15 protein-coding genes are annotated in these 13430 nt (G+C 65.4%); 8 read left to right on the forward strand and 7 right to left on the reverse strand.

All coding sequences use genetic code 11. The features are described 5' to 3' along the window. The 5 genes from LL06_RS16425 to LL06_RS16445 all read left to right on the forward strand — a co-directional run. The coding region (locus tag LL06_RS16425) for a tetratricopeptide repeat protein (RefSeq protein ID WP_035529276.1) at window positions 1–716 on the forward strand (716 nt) is incomplete at its 5' end. A gap of 120 nt (window positions 717–836) precedes the next feature. After that, the gene (gene efp / locus LL06_RS16430; protein WP_035529277.1) at window positions 837–1400 is read left to right on the forward strand and encodes an elongation factor P; all 564 of its coding nucleotides are present in this window, start codon (window positions 837–839) and stop codon (window positions 1398–1400) included. A 70-nt stretch (window positions 1401–1470) separates the two neighbouring features. Beyond that, complete coding sequence (locus LL06_RS16435) at window positions 1471–2271, forward strand: inositol monophosphatase family protein (protein WP_035529279.1); 801 nt, start codon at window positions 1471–1473, stop codon at window positions 2269–2271. A 109-nt stretch (window positions 2272–2380) separates the two neighbouring features. Beyond that, a complete protein-coding gene (locus LL06_RS16440) occupies window positions 2381–3403 on the forward strand; it encodes a MotA/TolQ/ExbB proton channel family protein (protein WP_035529280.1) in 1023 nt (340 codons plus the stop codon). 3 nt (window positions 3404–3406) lie between these two features. Continuing rightward, the gene (locus LL06_RS16445; RefSeq protein WP_035529281.1) at window positions 3407–4438 is read left to right on the forward strand and encodes a peptidoglycan -binding protein; all 1032 of its coding nucleotides are present in this window, start codon (window positions 3407–3409) and stop codon (window positions 4436–4438) included. Between the two features lie 18 nt (window positions 4439–4456). Here LL06_RS16445 and LL06_RS16450 read toward each other — a convergent pair whose 3' ends face one another. The 3 genes from LL06_RS16450 to LL06_RS16460 form a co-directional block, all read right to left on the reverse strand. Continuing rightward, complete coding sequence (locus tag LL06_RS16450; RefSeq protein ID WP_035529282.1) at window positions 4457–5245, reverse strand: PhnD/SsuA/transferrin family substrate-binding protein; 789 nt, start codon at window positions 5243–5245, stop codon at window positions 4457–4459. A gap of 28 nt (window positions 5246–5273) precedes the next feature. Beyond that, window positions 5274–6086 carry a fatty acid desaturase gene (locus LL06_RS16455; RefSeq protein WP_210165722.1) on the reverse strand — a complete coding sequence of 271 codons (813 nt, stop codon included), beginning with the start codon at window positions 6084–6086 and terminating at the stop codon, window positions 5274–5276. A 229-nt stretch (window positions 6087–6315) separates the two neighbouring features. Next, entirely contained in the window at window positions 6316–8151 is a 1836-nt protein-coding gene (locus LL06_RS16460; protein WP_052161652.1) for an ABC transporter transmembrane domain-containing protein, read from the reverse strand. Window positions 8152–8353: 202 nt separating this feature from the next. Between LL06_RS16460 and rpmE the strand changes: the two genes are divergently transcribed. After that, window positions 8354–8575, forward strand: coding sequence for a 50S ribosomal protein L31 (gene rpmE / locus LL06_RS16465; RefSeq protein ID WP_035529287.1), 222 nt, complete (start codon window positions 8354–8356; stop codon window positions 8573–8575). 226 nt (window positions 8576–8801) lie between these two features. Here rpmE and LL06_RS16470 read toward each other — a convergent pair whose 3' ends face one another. Then, window positions 8802–9320 carry a DUF1465 family protein gene (locus tag LL06_RS16470; protein ID WP_035529289.1) on the reverse strand — a complete coding sequence of 173 codons (519 nt, stop codon included), beginning with the start codon at window positions 9318–9320 and terminating at the stop codon, window positions 8802–8804. A gap of 438 nt (window positions 9321–9758) precedes the next feature. Next, window positions 9759–9950 carry a DUF1192 domain-containing protein gene (locus tag LL06_RS16475; protein ID WP_035529291.1) on the reverse strand — a complete coding sequence of 64 codons (192 nt, stop codon included), beginning with the start codon at window positions 9948–9950 and terminating at the stop codon, window positions 9759–9761. A gap of 107 nt (window positions 9951–10057) precedes the next feature. On the opposite strand from LL06_RS16475, the gene LL06_RS16480 reads away from it, so the two are divergent. Continuing rightward, complete coding sequence (locus LL06_RS16480) at window positions 10058–11041, forward strand: NAD(P)H-quinone oxidoreductase (protein WP_035529295.1); 984 nt, start codon at window positions 10058–10060, stop codon at window positions 11039–11041. Window positions 11042–11066: 25 nt separating this feature from the next. Here the strand turns inward: LL06_RS16480 and LL06_RS16485 are convergent, their stop codons facing one another. After that, a complete protein-coding gene (locus tag LL06_RS16485) occupies window positions 11067–12308 on the reverse strand; it encodes an MFS transporter (RefSeq protein WP_035529297.1) in 1242 nt (413 codons plus the stop codon). A 124-nt stretch (window positions 12309–12432) separates the two neighbouring features. Here LL06_RS16485 and LL06_RS27970 point away from each other — a divergent pair, with 124 nt between their 5' ends. Then, complete coding sequence (locus LL06_RS27970; protein ID WP_162835378.1) at window positions 12433–12594, forward strand: hypothetical protein; 162 nt, start codon at window positions 12433–12435, stop codon at window positions 12592–12594. On the opposite strand, the gene LL06_RS16495 is transcribed toward LL06_RS27970, so the two are convergent. Beyond that, entirely contained in the window at window positions 12578–13315 is a 738-nt protein-coding gene (locus LL06_RS16495) for an SGNH/GDSL hydrolase family protein (protein ID WP_035529302.1), read from the reverse strand. The genes LL06_RS27970 and LL06_RS16495 overlap by 17 nt on opposite strands. Between the last annotated feature and the right edge of the window lie 115 nt (window positions 13316–13430).

The raw sequence follows: 13430 nt of genomic DNA on the forward strand, positions 1-13430 counted from the left end.
TGTTCGCGGCCGGCCTCGGCGTGGCGCGCAGCATGGACGACGCCGCCTTCTGGTACGCCCAGGCGGCCGAGGGCGGCGATCCCTCGGCCCAGTTCAAATATGGCGTCATGCTGATCGAAGGCAGGCATGTCGCGGCCGACCCCGCCAAGGCCGAGGAGCTGATGAAGAAGGCCGCCGACGCGGGCAATGCCTTCGCCCAGTTCAACCACGCCCAGTCGCTGGTCTCGAAGACGCCGGGCGACGCGGGGGTGCTGGAGGCGCTGCCCTATTTCGAGAAGGCGGCCGAGCAGGGCGTTCCGGATGCGCAATACGCGCTGGCGCAGATCTACAGCCACACGGTGGGCGTCCCCGAGGAGAAGCGGGCGCGGGCGCGGGAATACATGGAAAAGGCGGCGCGCGGCGGTTTCGACACCGCGCAACTCGACTACGCCATCTGGCTGATCGACGGGATCGGCGGCCCCAAGGACTATGCAAGCGGGTTCCGCTGGATGCAGGTCGCCGCCACCCGCGGCAATGTCGTGGCGCAGAACCGCATGGCGGTGCTGCACATCAACGCCATCGGCACCAGCGGCGACCCGGTGGAGGCGGCGAAATGGTACATCCTGTCGCGCCGCGCCGGCTATGACGACCGGTCGCTCGACGATTTCTACCAGGGACTGACCGCGGAAGAGCAAAAACGCGCGATCGACGCGGCAAACCAGTTCGGCAAGCGTTGAACCGGGGCATCGCGGCGTCCCGATCATGCGCCAGACTTGAAAAGCTCGGTTATTTGTGGTCTTGAGGCCGCCAAGCGGCGCCGAAAACCGGGCCGGATCAAGCTGACGCGGAATGTTCCCATGAAAATCAACGGAAATGAAATTCGTCCCGGCAACGTGCTCGAGCACAATGGCGGCCTGTGGGCCGTGGTCAGGACCAATGCGGTCAAGCCCGGCAAGGGCGGCGCCTTCAACCAGGTCGAGCTGAAGAACCTCATCGACGGCACCAAGCTCAACGAGCGTTTCCGGGCCTCCGAAACGGTCGAGCGCATCCGCCTCGAGCAGAAGGATTTCCAGTTCCTCTACGAGCAGGGCGAGGCGCTGGTGTTCATGGATCTGGAAAGCTACGAGCAGCTCGAGCTGCAGAAGGACTTCGTCGGCGACCGCCGCGCCTTCCTGCAGGACGGCATGATGGTGACGGTGGAGCTCTATGACGAGCGTCCGATCGGCATCGCGCTGCCCGACCACGTGACGCTGGCGATCGCCGAAGCCGATCCGGTGGTCAAGGGCCAGACGGCGGCCTCGTCCTACAAGCCGGCGATCCTGGAAAACGGCGTGCGCATTCTCGTGCCGCCGTTCATCGGGGCCGGCGAGCGAGTGGTGGTCGACACCAATGAACTGACCTATCTGCGCCGCGCCGACTGACACTGACGCCGACCGAAACTGACCAGGGGCGCGACCGACGTCGCGCGCCGACACCAAGGATAGATACCAGATGGCGCGTTCAGCCCTTCTCAACGTGATGGTCCAGTCGGCGCTCAAGGCCGGTCGCTCGCTTGCGCGCGATTTCGGCGAGGTCCAGAACCTGCAGGTCTCGCTCAAGGGACCGGGCGACTATGTCAGCCAGGCCGACCGCAAGGCCGAGACCATCATCAAGACCGAGCTGCTCAGGGCGCGCCCGACCTACGGCTTCATGGGCGAGGAGAGCGAAGAGCTGACCGGCACCGACGGCGCTCATCGCTGGATCGTCGATCCGCTCGACGGCACCACCAACTTCCTGCACGGCATGCCGCATTTCGCCGTCTCCATCGCGCTCGAGCGCAATGGCGAGATCGTCGCCGGGGTGATCTACAATCCCGCCACCGACGAGCTCTACACCGCCGAACGCGGCGGCGGCGCCTTCCTCAACGACCGGCGGCTGCGCGTGGCGGCCCGCAAGGCGATGTCGGACGCGGTGATCGGCACCGGCGTGCCGCATCTCGGACGCGGCCATCACGGCAAGTTCCTGGTGGAGCTGCGCCATGTCATGGGCGAATGCGCGGGCATCCGCCGCATGGGCGCGGCGGCGCTGGATCTCGCCTATGTGGCGGCCGGCCGGCTCGACGGGTTCTGGGAGAAGCCTCTCGAACCCTGGGACATGGCCGCGGGGCTTATCCTGATCCGGGAAGCGGGCGGGTTCGTCGCCGACATGACCGGCGGCACCGACATGTTCGGAACCAAGTCCGTCGCGGCCGGCAACGAATATGTGCTCAAGGGCCTTCTCGACCTGATCCAGCGGCCCGTCCCGGCGGCCTGAGCCGCGCCGTCATAGCTTTGTTTTGAAAGCATGCTTTCATTTCCGCCATAATATCGGCTAGTCTTGAACCGATCTTGTGATTTGAGACAAAGGCCAGGACGGATAACGCATGGCAAAACTGACATTGTCAGGATGGGGCATCTCGGAAGACGGTAGCGGGGCCGACCCTTACAAGCTTTCCAGTCCGCTTGTCTTCTTCTGGAGCATGATGATCTTTCTCATCCTCTCCGGTTTCGTGGCGGCAATCCTCTACCGGCAGATCCAGACGGCGTTCCTGGCCAATCCCGGGCTGAACGGGCTGATCCTCGGCGTGCTCGCGGTCGGCATATTGCTGGTCTTCACCCATGTGCTCAGGCTTCGCCCGGAAGTGCGCTGGGTCAATTCGCTGCGCGCCACCGGCGACGCGGAGAAGGTCGGTCGCGACCCGGTGCTCTTGGCGCCGATGCGGGCGCTGATCGGCCGCCGCCAGTCGATGGCCCTGTCCACCTCCTCGCTGCGGTCGATCCTCGATTCCATCGCCACGCGGCTCGATGAATCGCGCGACACCTCGCGCTATCTGATCGGCCTGCTGGTGTTTCTCGGCCTGCTCGGCACCTTCTGGGGCCTGCTCGGCACCATCGGCTCGATCAACCAGGTGATCCAGTCGCTGGACCCCGGCACCGGCGGCACCGGCGACGTGCTCTCCACCCTCAAGAGCGGCCTGTCGGCGCCGCTCGACGGCATGGGCACGGCGTTTTCCTCGTCGCTGTTCGGCCTGGCCGGATCGCTGGTGCTTGGCTTTCTCGACCTGCAGGCGGGACGCGCCCAAAACCGGTTCTACACCGAGCTCGAGAACTGGCTGTCGACCATGACCGATCTCGATTCCGGGATGAGCATGCCGACCGACAGCGCCGGCACGACGGAAGAAATCCGGATGCTGACCGAGCGGATGCAGAAGATGTCGCAGGACGCGGGCATTACGCCGCGCACGACGGCGGCCATGGCGAGCCTGGCCGAAGGCATCCAGGGACTGGTCAAGAACATGCGCAACGAGCAGCAGATGCTCAGGGACTGGATCGAGGCGCAGCAGGTGGAATCGCGGCGGATGCGCGAGACGCTCGACAAGCTTGCCGACAAGATCGGGGACAAGTAGGCCATGGCGCTGGCGCGAAACCGGCGGCGGGAGCAAGGCGTCGACTACTGGCCCGGCTTCGTCGACGCCCTGTCGACCCTGCTGCTCGCCATCATGTTCCTGCTCACCGTGTTCGTGCTGGCGCAGTTCTTCTTGAGCCGCGAGATTTCCGGCCGGGACGAGGTGCTCAACCGGCTCAACAGCCAGATCAACGAACTGACCCAGCTTCTGGCGCTGGAGCGCTCGGGAAACCAGGATCTGCAGGATACGCTCGCCAATCTGCAGGCCTCGCTGTCGGAATCGGAATCCGACCGGTCGCGCCTGCAGGAACTGCTGGCCAGCGGCTCGGGCGCCAGCGAAGCGGCGGAAGCCCGGATCGGCACGCTCACAGAGACGCTCGACGCCGAAAAGCAGGTCTCGCAGCGGGCGCTCAACCAGGTCGACCTGCTCAACCAGCAGATCGCGGCGCTGAGGACCCAGCTCGGCGCTCTCGAGGATGCGCTCGAGGCGTCGGAAAGCAAGGACCGGGAGACCCAGACCAAGATCGCCGATCTCGGCCGGCGGCTCAATGTCGCGCTGGCGCAGCGGGTGCAGGAGCTCAACCGCTACCGCTCCGACTTCTTCGGGCGGCTCAGGGAAATCCTCGCCAGCCGCGAGGACGTGCGCGTGGTGGGCGACCGCTTCGTGTTCCAGTCGGAAGTGCTGTTCCCCTCTGGCGGCAACGAGCTCAATCCGGCCGGCCAGGAGCAGATGGCCAAGCTCGCCAGCGCCATCATCGAGCTCGCCCGCGAGATCCCCGAGGAAATCAACTGGGTGCTGCGCGTCGACGGCCATACCGACAATGTGCCGCTGTCGGGCAGCGGCCGCTATGCCGACAACTGGGAACTCTCCACCGCCCGCGCCACTTCGGTGGTCAAATATCTGATCGCCAATGGTGTACCGGCCAACCGGCTGGTGGCCGCCGGCTTCGGCGAGTTCCAGCCGATCGCCGAAGGCGACACCGACGAGGACCGCGCCACCAACCGCCGCATCGAGCTCAAGCTCACCGAGCGCTAATCCCGCAGCGGTGTGCCCTCAGGCGCCGAGCCCGGGAAGGCACGGCGCCGGGTCGAAGGGCGCCGCCAGCGGGGCGTAGTCGCGCGGCGTTAGCCGCACCAGACCCGTCAGCAACACCTGATCGCGAATCTCCGGTTCAAGCTCTTCGATCGCGGCCTCGACCGCGTCGGCGATCATCGGAGCCCGGCCGGCGAGGCCGGGACCGGCGATCAGCGGCAATCCCGGCGTTTCGGGCGTGGCGGCGAAGACGGTGAGACCGGCAGCCGCCGGCTCATGGCGTTTGGCCAGTTCCCAGGTCACGGCGTCGATCGCGGCCCAGTCGGCCTCGCCCGTGGCCACGGCGCGGATCGATGCCCGGTGTGCCCCGGTTTCCAGCGGTGGCGGCAGCGAGGCGTGTCCGCCCGCGGCAAGCAGCCGCACCGGGGCGGCGAAGCCCGATTGCGAGTGGACCATGTTGAAGGCAAAGCGCCTGCCGGCGAGATCGGCGAGCGTGTCGGGCGCATCGCCGCCGCGCGCGACTAGCACGCTGAAATAATGCCCGGGCCTGGCGCCGGTCGCCGCATGGGCGGGGGTTGCGACGAGCGCCACCTTGCCCGCGAGCCGTGTGGCGTAGGGATAGCCGCAGGTCTGCGACAGCACGAGATCGGGGCGCAGCCAGAGCGGCTCCGGATCGGCGCTCCGGTCGAGCGCCGCGGGGGCGTCCATGCCGCGCCTGGACAAGTGCGAGCGGATCCCGGCCCAGACCGCGTCGGTGGCCTGGCGGATCTCCGGCCAGTCATACATCGGCAGGGAGGCGATGCCGGTCATGGCGCCGCCTCCGGTGATTGCGATGGGGTCACTGGGCTTCGCCGCGGCGTCTGCGCTGGCGCTCGATCGGCCAGGCGACCGGCTCCTTGGGCCTGAAGCCGAAGCGGCGGAACACTTCCCAGTAGCTCTCGTAGCGGTAGCCGCCGTTCATGCGCAGGAACCGTTCCCTGTTCTCGCGGAAGAATTCGGGAATGCGGTACCAGGCCAGCGACGGATAGGCGTGGTGCACCGAGTGGAAATTGTTGTTGAGGAACAACAGGCTCAGCGGCCCCCTGGTCTCGATGATCACCGAGCGCTGGTTGGTCTTCTCGACCGCCTGGTGCTCCAGGAACGAACGCACCATCAGAAGGCCCATGCCGAAATAGGCGGCGGCGAAATAGGCGAGCGGCGACAGGCTCCCATAGAGGCCGATCAGCCCGAACAGCACCGCTACTGACAGAATGTGACGCAGCCATATCGTAAGGATGACCCTGTCGCCGGACTTGGCGCGAACGAACTCGCTGCGCAGGAAGCCGATGGTGGCCAGCGCCGGGCCGAGCGTCATCCGTCCGATGAGCGTGTTGTTGGCGACGAGCACGCTCCTGAACCAGGCCGGCAGCGACGCCCAGACCTGCCGGTCGAGATAATAGCTCTCCGGATCGTCGTAGGGGTCGGTGATGTTTTCGTTGATGTGATGGGTGAGGTGGCAGGATTTGAAGCGCAGGTAGGGCACCAGCACTCCGATTGGCGGGGCGATCAGCAGATCGTTGATTTTCTGGTTCCTGAAAGGATGACCGTGTAAGAATTCGTGTTGAAGCGAGGAATGCAGCGTGATCGTGGGGATCAGCAAGAGGACACGCACCGTGTCCGGCAAGTCAGCCCACCCAAACGCCAGCAACAACCACACAGCATAGCAAACGCCTGCCAAAAGCAGGGTCCGCCACTCCGCGTCATTCCGCATCGTGGATACACCTTCTGAAGGTTCCTGTTATAGCCCGCGGACAGGCGTCCCGTCCCCCGCGTGGCTTCCAGACGAACGCCGGATGATTATCCTGATTTGGGACCTTTCACAAGATTGTGACAGGCGTTTTTCAAATTTGTTTGACGGCAAGGGCTTCAAGATCGACCGGCGCTTCGAAAGTCAGAGCCTCGGCGCCATGCTCGAATTGCAGCCGGGCGAGGCGGGCATAGAGCCCGCCGCGCGCCACCAGTTCGGCATGGCTGCCTTCCTCGACGATCCGGCCCTTGTCCATGACCAGAATGCGGTCGGCGCGCAGCACGGTCGCCAGCCGGTGGGCGATGACGATGGTCGTGCGGTTTTCCATCAGGCCTTCCAGCGCCTTCTGCACCAGCTTCTCGTTTTCCGCGTCCAGCGCCGATGTCGCCTCGTCGAGCAGCAGGATCGGCGCGTCCCTGAGGATTGCCCGGGCGATCGCCACGCGCTGGCGCTGCCCGCCCGACAGGGTGATGCCGCGTTCGCCGACCGGCGTGTCGTAGCCCTTGTCCAGCGCCATGATGAACTCATGCGCCTGCGCCGCCTTGGCGGCGGCCTCGATGTCGGCCTGGCTTGCGCCGGGTTGTCCGAAGGCGATGTTGCTGCCGACGCTGCCGGCGAAGATGGTGACGTCCTGCGGCACAAGCGCGATGCGGGCGCGCACCTCCGCCGGATCGGCGTCGCGGACATCGACATGGTCGATCAGCACCGCCCCGGTGGTGACGTCGTAGAACCGCAGGATCAGCGAGAACAGGGTCGATTTGCCGGCGCCCGAGGCGCCGACCACGGCCACGGTCTCGCCGGGCCGGACATGAAAGCTGGTGCCCGTGAGCGCCGAGGTGTCGGGCCGCGCCGGATAGGCGAAATGCACATCCTCGAAGCGGATGTCGCCGACGGCGGGCACCGGAAGCGGCCTGGGCGATGCCGGCGCGCGAATTTCGGGCACTTCGTCGAGCAGTTCGCTCAACCGCTCGGCGGCGCCGGCGGCCTGGGAGAGTTCGCCCCAGACTTCCGACAGCGCGCCGAGGCTGCCCGCGGCAAAGACCGAATAGAGCAGGAACTGGCCGAGCGTGCCGGGGGACAACTCCCCCGACAGCACCGATTGGGCGCCGTACCAGAGCACCGCGACGATCGAGCCGAACGCCATGGCGATGGCGAAACCGGTCAGCACGGAGCGGGCGAGGATCGACTTCCTGACGGCGGCGAAGGCGGTCTCGACCGCCTGGCTGAAGCGCGCCTGGGAGGCTTTTTCGGTGTTGAAGGCTTGCACCGTGCGGGTGGCGCCGATCGCCTCTCCGGCGAAGGTCATGGCCTCGGCCAGGCTGTCCTGGGCTTCGCGCGAGCGCTTGCGCACCTTGCGGCCGAAGCCGACGATCGGAAAGACGATCAGCGGAATGGCGCCGAGAACCAAGCCCGAAAGCTGGGGCGAGGTGATGAACATCATCGCGCCCGCGCCCAGGCACAGGATCGTGTTGCGCAGCGCCAGCGAGGCGGTGGCGCCGACGGTCGACTTGATCTGGGTGGTGTCGGCGGTCAGCCGGGAGACGATCTCGCCCGACCGGTTGGCGTCGTAGAAGGCGGCCGAGAGTTGCGTGACGTGATCGAAGACATCGCGGCGGATGTCGGAGACCACGCGCTCGCCCAGCGTGATGACGAAATAATAGCGGCAGGCCGAGGCGAAGGCGAGCAGGATGGCAATCGCCGCGAGCATCGAGAAGTAGCTGTTGATGAAGCCTGCGTCCTGGGCGGAAAAGCCATGGTCGATCATCCGGCGGATCGCCATCGGCAGCGTCAGCGTGGTGACCGCCGCCAGCAGCAGGAAGGCCAGTGCGCCCAGCACCAGATGCGGATAGCGCCTGACATAGGGAAAAAGACGGGTGAGCGGGCGCACCGAGGGGCGCGCCGTTTTGGGGGTGTCAGATTGTTCAGCCACGTCGTCTCCCGATATGCGTATGCGGCAATTCCGCGGACCTGCAAAAACGGATGCGGCCCTTGTTATCGATTGAGGCTTCCTGTATAGGCTCGCCATCGAATTGGGAAGTCGTTGTCCTGACGGACCCGGCTTCATATATGTGTTTGGCCAATATGCCGCAAGCAATGTTGCGCAGGGGCCTCCCAACGGCAGGACAAAGAAGATGAAGTCGAACATCCATCCCGAGTACCACATGATCAAGGTGGTCATGACCGACGGCACCGAATACATGACCCGGTCGACCTGGGGCGCCGAAGGCGACACCATGAACCTCGAAATCGATCCGAAGTCGCACCCGGCCTGGACCGGCGGCAACCAGCAGATGCTGGACCGTGGCGGCCGCCTGTCGAAGTTCAAGAAGCGCTTCGAAGGCCTCAACATGTAATCACTCCGGCCTGGTCCGGATGCCAAGCCCGCCGGATACGCTCCGGCGGGCTTTTCCGTGCTTCAAGCCGGCTTGCGGGCGAAGCCGGCCTCTCGCAAGTCCGTGAAAGCCTTCGGCGACCGGGCCTCCCTGGCCCCGGTCCCGAAATGCGACACTGCGGGCAGTAGACGCAAAAAAGCCCGCGATTGCCGCGGGCCTGTGCCGGTTTGGATCGCGGGAGCGGGTCTCAGCGCTTGCTGAAGACCGTCTGCAACAATTGCTGCTGGGCCTGGACCGAGTTCTCGTTGTCCGGCTTCAGGGCCGCGGCCTCGGCCGGGCGGTAGATCTCGCGGTCGAGCATCGCCACGCGGTTTTGGATGCGCAGCGAGCGTTCGACCAGATCGCGGAAGCTGTCCGGCAGATCGGCCCAGCCCTGAGCCGACTTGTCGCAATTGAAGCTGTCGAGGCGCACCTTGTTCTTCTCGGCCATCACCTGGTCGCGGTTCATCTCGCCATTGTTGACGGCGCGCTGCAGCAGCAGCCACGACGCCATCTGCATCAGGCGCGTGGTCAGGCGCATGGATTCGGCGGCGTAGAGCACGCCGGCCATGCGCGGCAGCGCCTTGGAGGCGACCCGTCCGGGACCGTCGAGATAGTTGGCGGTCTCCTCAACCAGTCCCATGCCCTCGGCATAGAGCGCCTTGAACTGGGCGGAATTGGCCATGCGGTCGGCGAGATTGACGGTGTTGAGGCGGGTTTCAGACATTGGCCGAAATTCCTGATTACAAAATACTGAGGTAGGCGGCTGTTGCTTGGCGTCAACTGTCTCCGCCAGCCCCTGTATCCTGAACCGTTGTGCCTTTTCCGGCAAGCTTATTCTTAAGAAAGGGTTAACGTGCCCGGCGGCCCGGAACCGCCCGTTTCCGGGGGTTTTGCGGCGGAAAGGACGGCTTCCTGCCGGTCGCTTCGGCTCCCTGGCTCCGACCGGGGCGTGGCGCCGCCGACGGCTGCGGGCAGCACGCGCGGGCATAAAAAAAGAGCCGCATCAGCGGCTCTCAAGAGTTTAACAGGGAGGCGTCAGACACTCCGACCCGAAGTCAAAATGTCAAATCCAGGAAACCCGGATGTTCATAGTAAAGACTTGTAAAGCTTAACCGAAGCTTAACGCAGTCCAAGAATTTCATATATCGCTGAAAATCTTGGATTATTTCGGTTTGAATAGGTTCTCCGCCACGCTGCGGCTCGATGTTTTCGACACCTTGTCTGCTTCCAGCCGCGCGATTTCCTCGCGCAACAGGGCGATTCGCTCGTCGAGTTCGCCGGCGGACAGGAATGTCAGGTCGCATCCGATCTCGTGCAGCTTCTTCGGTTTGGGGCGGTCGTCATCTGCGAACATGGGCTGTCTCCCTTCAGGCCTGGGCTTGGCCGGTCAAATCGCCGGCCGGCATTGCCGTCACCCTAGCCCGGGCCTAAGTTGGGGAAAAGTGCCAGCAGAGGAATGACATGATGCGTGCAATCGAGATCCGCGAACCCGGTGGGCCTGAAGTTCTCCAGCTCGCGACGCGCGACAGGCCGGTTCCGGCGGAATCCGAACTGCTGGTCAAGGTCTTCGCGGCCGGCATCAACCGGCCCGACTGCCTGCAGCGCCAGGGCGCCTATCCGCCGCCGCCCGGCGCGTCCGACATTCCCGGGCTCGAGATCGCCGGCGAAGTGAGCGCGGTGGGCGCCGCGGTCACGCGCTTCAAGCCGGGCGACCGGGTCTGTGCGCTGGTGCCGGGCGGCGGCTATGCGGAGTTCTGCTGCGTGGATGAAACCAATGCGCTGCCCGCGCCGGGCAGCCTGACCATGACCGAGGCGGCGGCCATTCCCGAGACCTTCTTCACCGTCTGGCACAATGTGTTCAAGCGCGGCGGGCTCAAGGCCGGCGAGACCTTCCTGGTCCACGGCGGAACCTCGGGCATCGGCACCACCGCCATCCAGCTTGCTAAGGCGTTCGGCGCGAAGGTGTTCGCCACGGCGGGCTCGGAGGCCAAATGCGAAGCGATGCGGGAGCTCGGCGCGGATGTGGCGATCAACTACCGCGACGCGGATTTCGTCGAGGCGGTCAAGGAGGCGACAAAGGGCAGGGGCGTCGACCTGATCCTCGACATGGTGGGCGGCGACTACATCACGCGGAACTACCAGGCCGCGGCGGTGGAGGGCCGGATCGTGCAGATCGCCTTCCTCAGGGGCCGCAAGGCGGAGGTGGATTTCTCGCTGCTGATGATGAAGCGGCTCAGCCACACCGGATCGACGCTCAGGGCCCGCGACATCGCCTTCAAGGCGGGGATCGCCGACGAGCTGCGCCAGCATGTCTGGCCACTGCTGAGCGAGCGCAAGGTGCTGCCGGTGATGGATTCGATCTTTCCGATGGAACAGGCATCCGCCGCGCACCAGCGCATGGAGGACGGCGATCACATCGGCAAGATCGTGCTCGACATGACCTGACCCGCCCGCGCGGGCGGAGGCTGCATCAGTCCTCGTGCACCACGGCGCGGGGGTCGAGATTGATCGATTCCGGCGTCGCCGACCGCACCGAGGGCGTGGAACTGAAGCTCTCGCGCTCCTCGGCGGGAATGGCCGCGCGCCTGCGGGTGCGGAACAGGGCGTAGACGGCGATGGCGATATGGGCGACGGCCGTCACCGCGAACAGGAGATAGGTGTTCTGGCCCATGGCGAGGCCGCCGATCAGCGGCCCGATGATGGTGCCGATGCCGTAGAGCAGCAGCAGGCCGCCCGAGACGGTGACGAACTTGTCGCTGGCGGCGAAGTCGTTGGCATGCGCCACCGTGATCGAATAGAGCGTGTAGGACATCGCGCCATAGAGCGAGATCAGCCCGAACAGCACGCCGATGCCCGAGGGCTGGATCACCGCGATGGCGAGGCCCGACACGCCGGCGATCGCCGCCAGTCCCGCCAGCACGTAGCGCCGGTCCATGCGGTCCGACATCCGGCCCGCGGGCAGTTGCATCACCGCGCCCGAGAAGATGGTGATCGACATCATGGTGGCGATGGTGAGCGTGGTCAGCCCGACATTGGCGCCGAACACCGGGGCGAGCGTGCCGAAGGCGCCGTTGGCGATGCCGATCAGCAGGATGGCAATGAAGGAGACCGGCGAATTCCGGTAGATCATCCTGAGGTCGAGCTTGACCTCCTTGAGCGGCGCCGGGCTCGACGCGGTCGACACGGCCGTGGGCAGCAGCGCCAGGCAATAGAGGATGCCGGCGATGATGAAGAAGGTCGACTGGTTGATGTCGCCCAGCGCGATCGCCATCTGCCCGGCGACGATGGCCACATAGGTGATCGTCATGTAGAGCGAGAAGATCAGCCCGCGGGTCTCGTTGGTGGCCCGCTCGTTGAGCCAGCTCTCGATGATCATGAAGGCGGCGGCGATCGAGAAGCCGGTGATCACCCTGAGCAGGATCCAGGAGACGGGATCGACCAGCAGGCCGGTCAGCAGCGCGATGATGGCGATCATCGCCGAGAACGCCGAAAACGCCCGGATATGGCCGATCCGCCGCACCAGCCGCTGCGAGAAGATGCAGCCGAGCACGAAGCCCGTCGCCCAGGAGGTGCCCAGAAGGCCGAGCGAGGTGGGCGAGAAGCCCTCGGCGGTGCCGCGCATCGGCAGCAGCAAGCCGTGCAGGCCGTTGCCCGCCAGCAGGAATGCGGTGCCCAAAAGCAAAGACAAAACGGGAAGAAGATTGCGGCGCATGAGAATCCGGTGTGTAAAGCGTTTCAGATATCGAGCGAACCGGGAATCAATGGCCCGACACTAAGCCTAGCTGATCGACGCTGATCATGACAGGTTTATGGCCCGATCGGAAAAGGCGTGGCTGATGGCGACAAAAATACTGCTTGTTCTGGTGCTGGTCGCCATGGGGCTGCATCTGATCAAGCCTTTCGGGATCTGGGGCCTGCGCAAACGGGCCGATGTCTGGAAGATCGCGCTGGTTCTCATCTTTGCGATGATGATGACGCTGGTCATCCGTCCGGGGTGAGCGATCGGTCGTTCTGGATGAACCGCGCCACATGCTCGGCCCAGTGCCGGTAGCCGTTCGCGTCGGCGTGAAATCCGTCGACGGCGAAGCCTCCCGGACCCTCCACCGGAAGCGGATCCAGCGCCGCGCCGTAGCGTTCCCTGCACAATTGCCTGCCTGTCGCGTTGATGATGGCGACGCGCAGGCCGAGGATATAGGCGAGCGACGGCGTGAGCGCTGGCACGTCCGCCATGGAAATGACCGGCGACCAGTAGACCCTGGCTTCCGGCCAGCGGGCATGGATGGCGTAGAGCAGGCCGCCGAAGCCCTTCTTGAAGCCGGATTTCGTCACGTAGTTCTTGGCGTCGTTGGTGCCCACGGTCACCACCACATGGGTGAAATCGCGCTCCTCGATATGGGGCACCACATGGTCGCGGACCTGGGCTGCGATCGCCGAATTGGCGCCGGCGTTGCGCCAGGACACCGTCTTGCCGGTCATCCGGTGCAGGCAAAGGCCGAGCTGCGGCCCGAGCGTGTCCTCGACCCGGTCGGCGCCGACGCCTGCGGCCGAGGAATCGCCGATCACCAGCAGCCGGATACTAGGCGCGCCCCCGCCGATCTGGCCCCTGGGGCGGCCGCGCGGCGGCGGAAGCCGGGGCGCGGTCCGGCGCACGCCCATGCCCTTGACCACGGCGACGGGAACAAGCACCCAGCTTACCAGGCCGGCAAGGAAAATATTCATGATCGGTCTCGCCCCCTCGTGTCGCCTTCGCCCCATCCTGCGCAATCCGGCGACACTAAAAGGAAACCCGCCGCGTGGCCACGGCGGGTTCGAACAAATCGCCTGTCGCGGCTGC

It is taken from the genome of Hoeflea sp. BAL378, from assembly GCF_000759435.1.
GTDB lineage: Bacteria > Pseudomonadota > Alphaproteobacteria > Rhizobiales > Rhizobiaceae > Hoeflea.

What these genes read in the sequence shown, in the direction of transcription:
- LL06_RS16435 (WP_035529279.1), top strand. Translation starts at nt 1,471, where the DNA reads ATGGCGCGTTCAGCCCTTCTCAACGTGATGGTCCAGTCGGCGCTCAAG.
- LL06_RS16440 (WP_035529280.1), top strand. Translation starts at nt 2,381, where the DNA reads ATGGCAAAACTGACATTGTCAGGATGGGGCATCTCGGAAGACGGTAGC.
- LL06_RS16445 (WP_035529281.1), top strand. Translation starts at nt 3,407, where the DNA reads ATGGCGCTGGCGCGAAACCGGCGGCGGGAGCAAGGCGTCGACTACTGG.
- LL06_RS16485 (WP_035529297.1), bottom strand. Translation starts at nt 12,308, where the DNA reads ATGCGCCGCAATCTTCTTCCCGTTTTGTCTTTGCTTTTGGGCACCGCA.
- LL06_RS27970 (WP_162835378.1), top strand. Translation starts at nt 12,433, where the DNA reads ATGGCGACAAAAATACTGCTTGTTCTGGTGCTGGTCGCCATGGGGCTG.
- LL06_RS16475 (WP_035529291.1), bottom strand. Translation starts at nt 9,950, where the DNA reads ATGTTCGCAGATGACGACCGCCCCAAACCGAAGAAGCTGCACGAGATC.
- rpmE (WP_035529287.1), top strand. Translation starts at nt 8,354, where the DNA reads ATGAAGTCGAACATCCATCCCGAGTACCACATGATCAAGGTGGTCATG.
- LL06_RS16470 (WP_035529289.1), bottom strand. Translation starts at nt 9,320, where the DNA reads ATGTCTGAAACCCGCCTCAACACCGTCAATCTCGCCGACCGCATGGCC.
- LL06_RS16480 (WP_035529295.1), top strand. Translation starts at nt 10,058, where the DNA reads ATGATGCGTGCAATCGAGATCCGCGAACCCGGTGGGCCTGAAGTTCTC.
- LL06_RS16450 (WP_035529282.1), bottom strand. Translation starts at nt 5,245, where the DNA reads ATGACCGGCATCGCCTCCCTGCCGATGTATGACTGGCCGGAGATCCGC.
- efp (WP_035529277.1), top strand. Translation starts at nt 837, where the DNA reads ATGAAAATCAACGGAAATGAAATTCGTCCCGGCAACGTGCTCGAGCAC.
- LL06_RS16495 (WP_035529302.1), bottom strand. Translation starts at nt 13,315, where the DNA reads ATGAATATTTTCCTTGCCGGCCTGGTAAGCTGGGTGCTTGTTCCCGTC.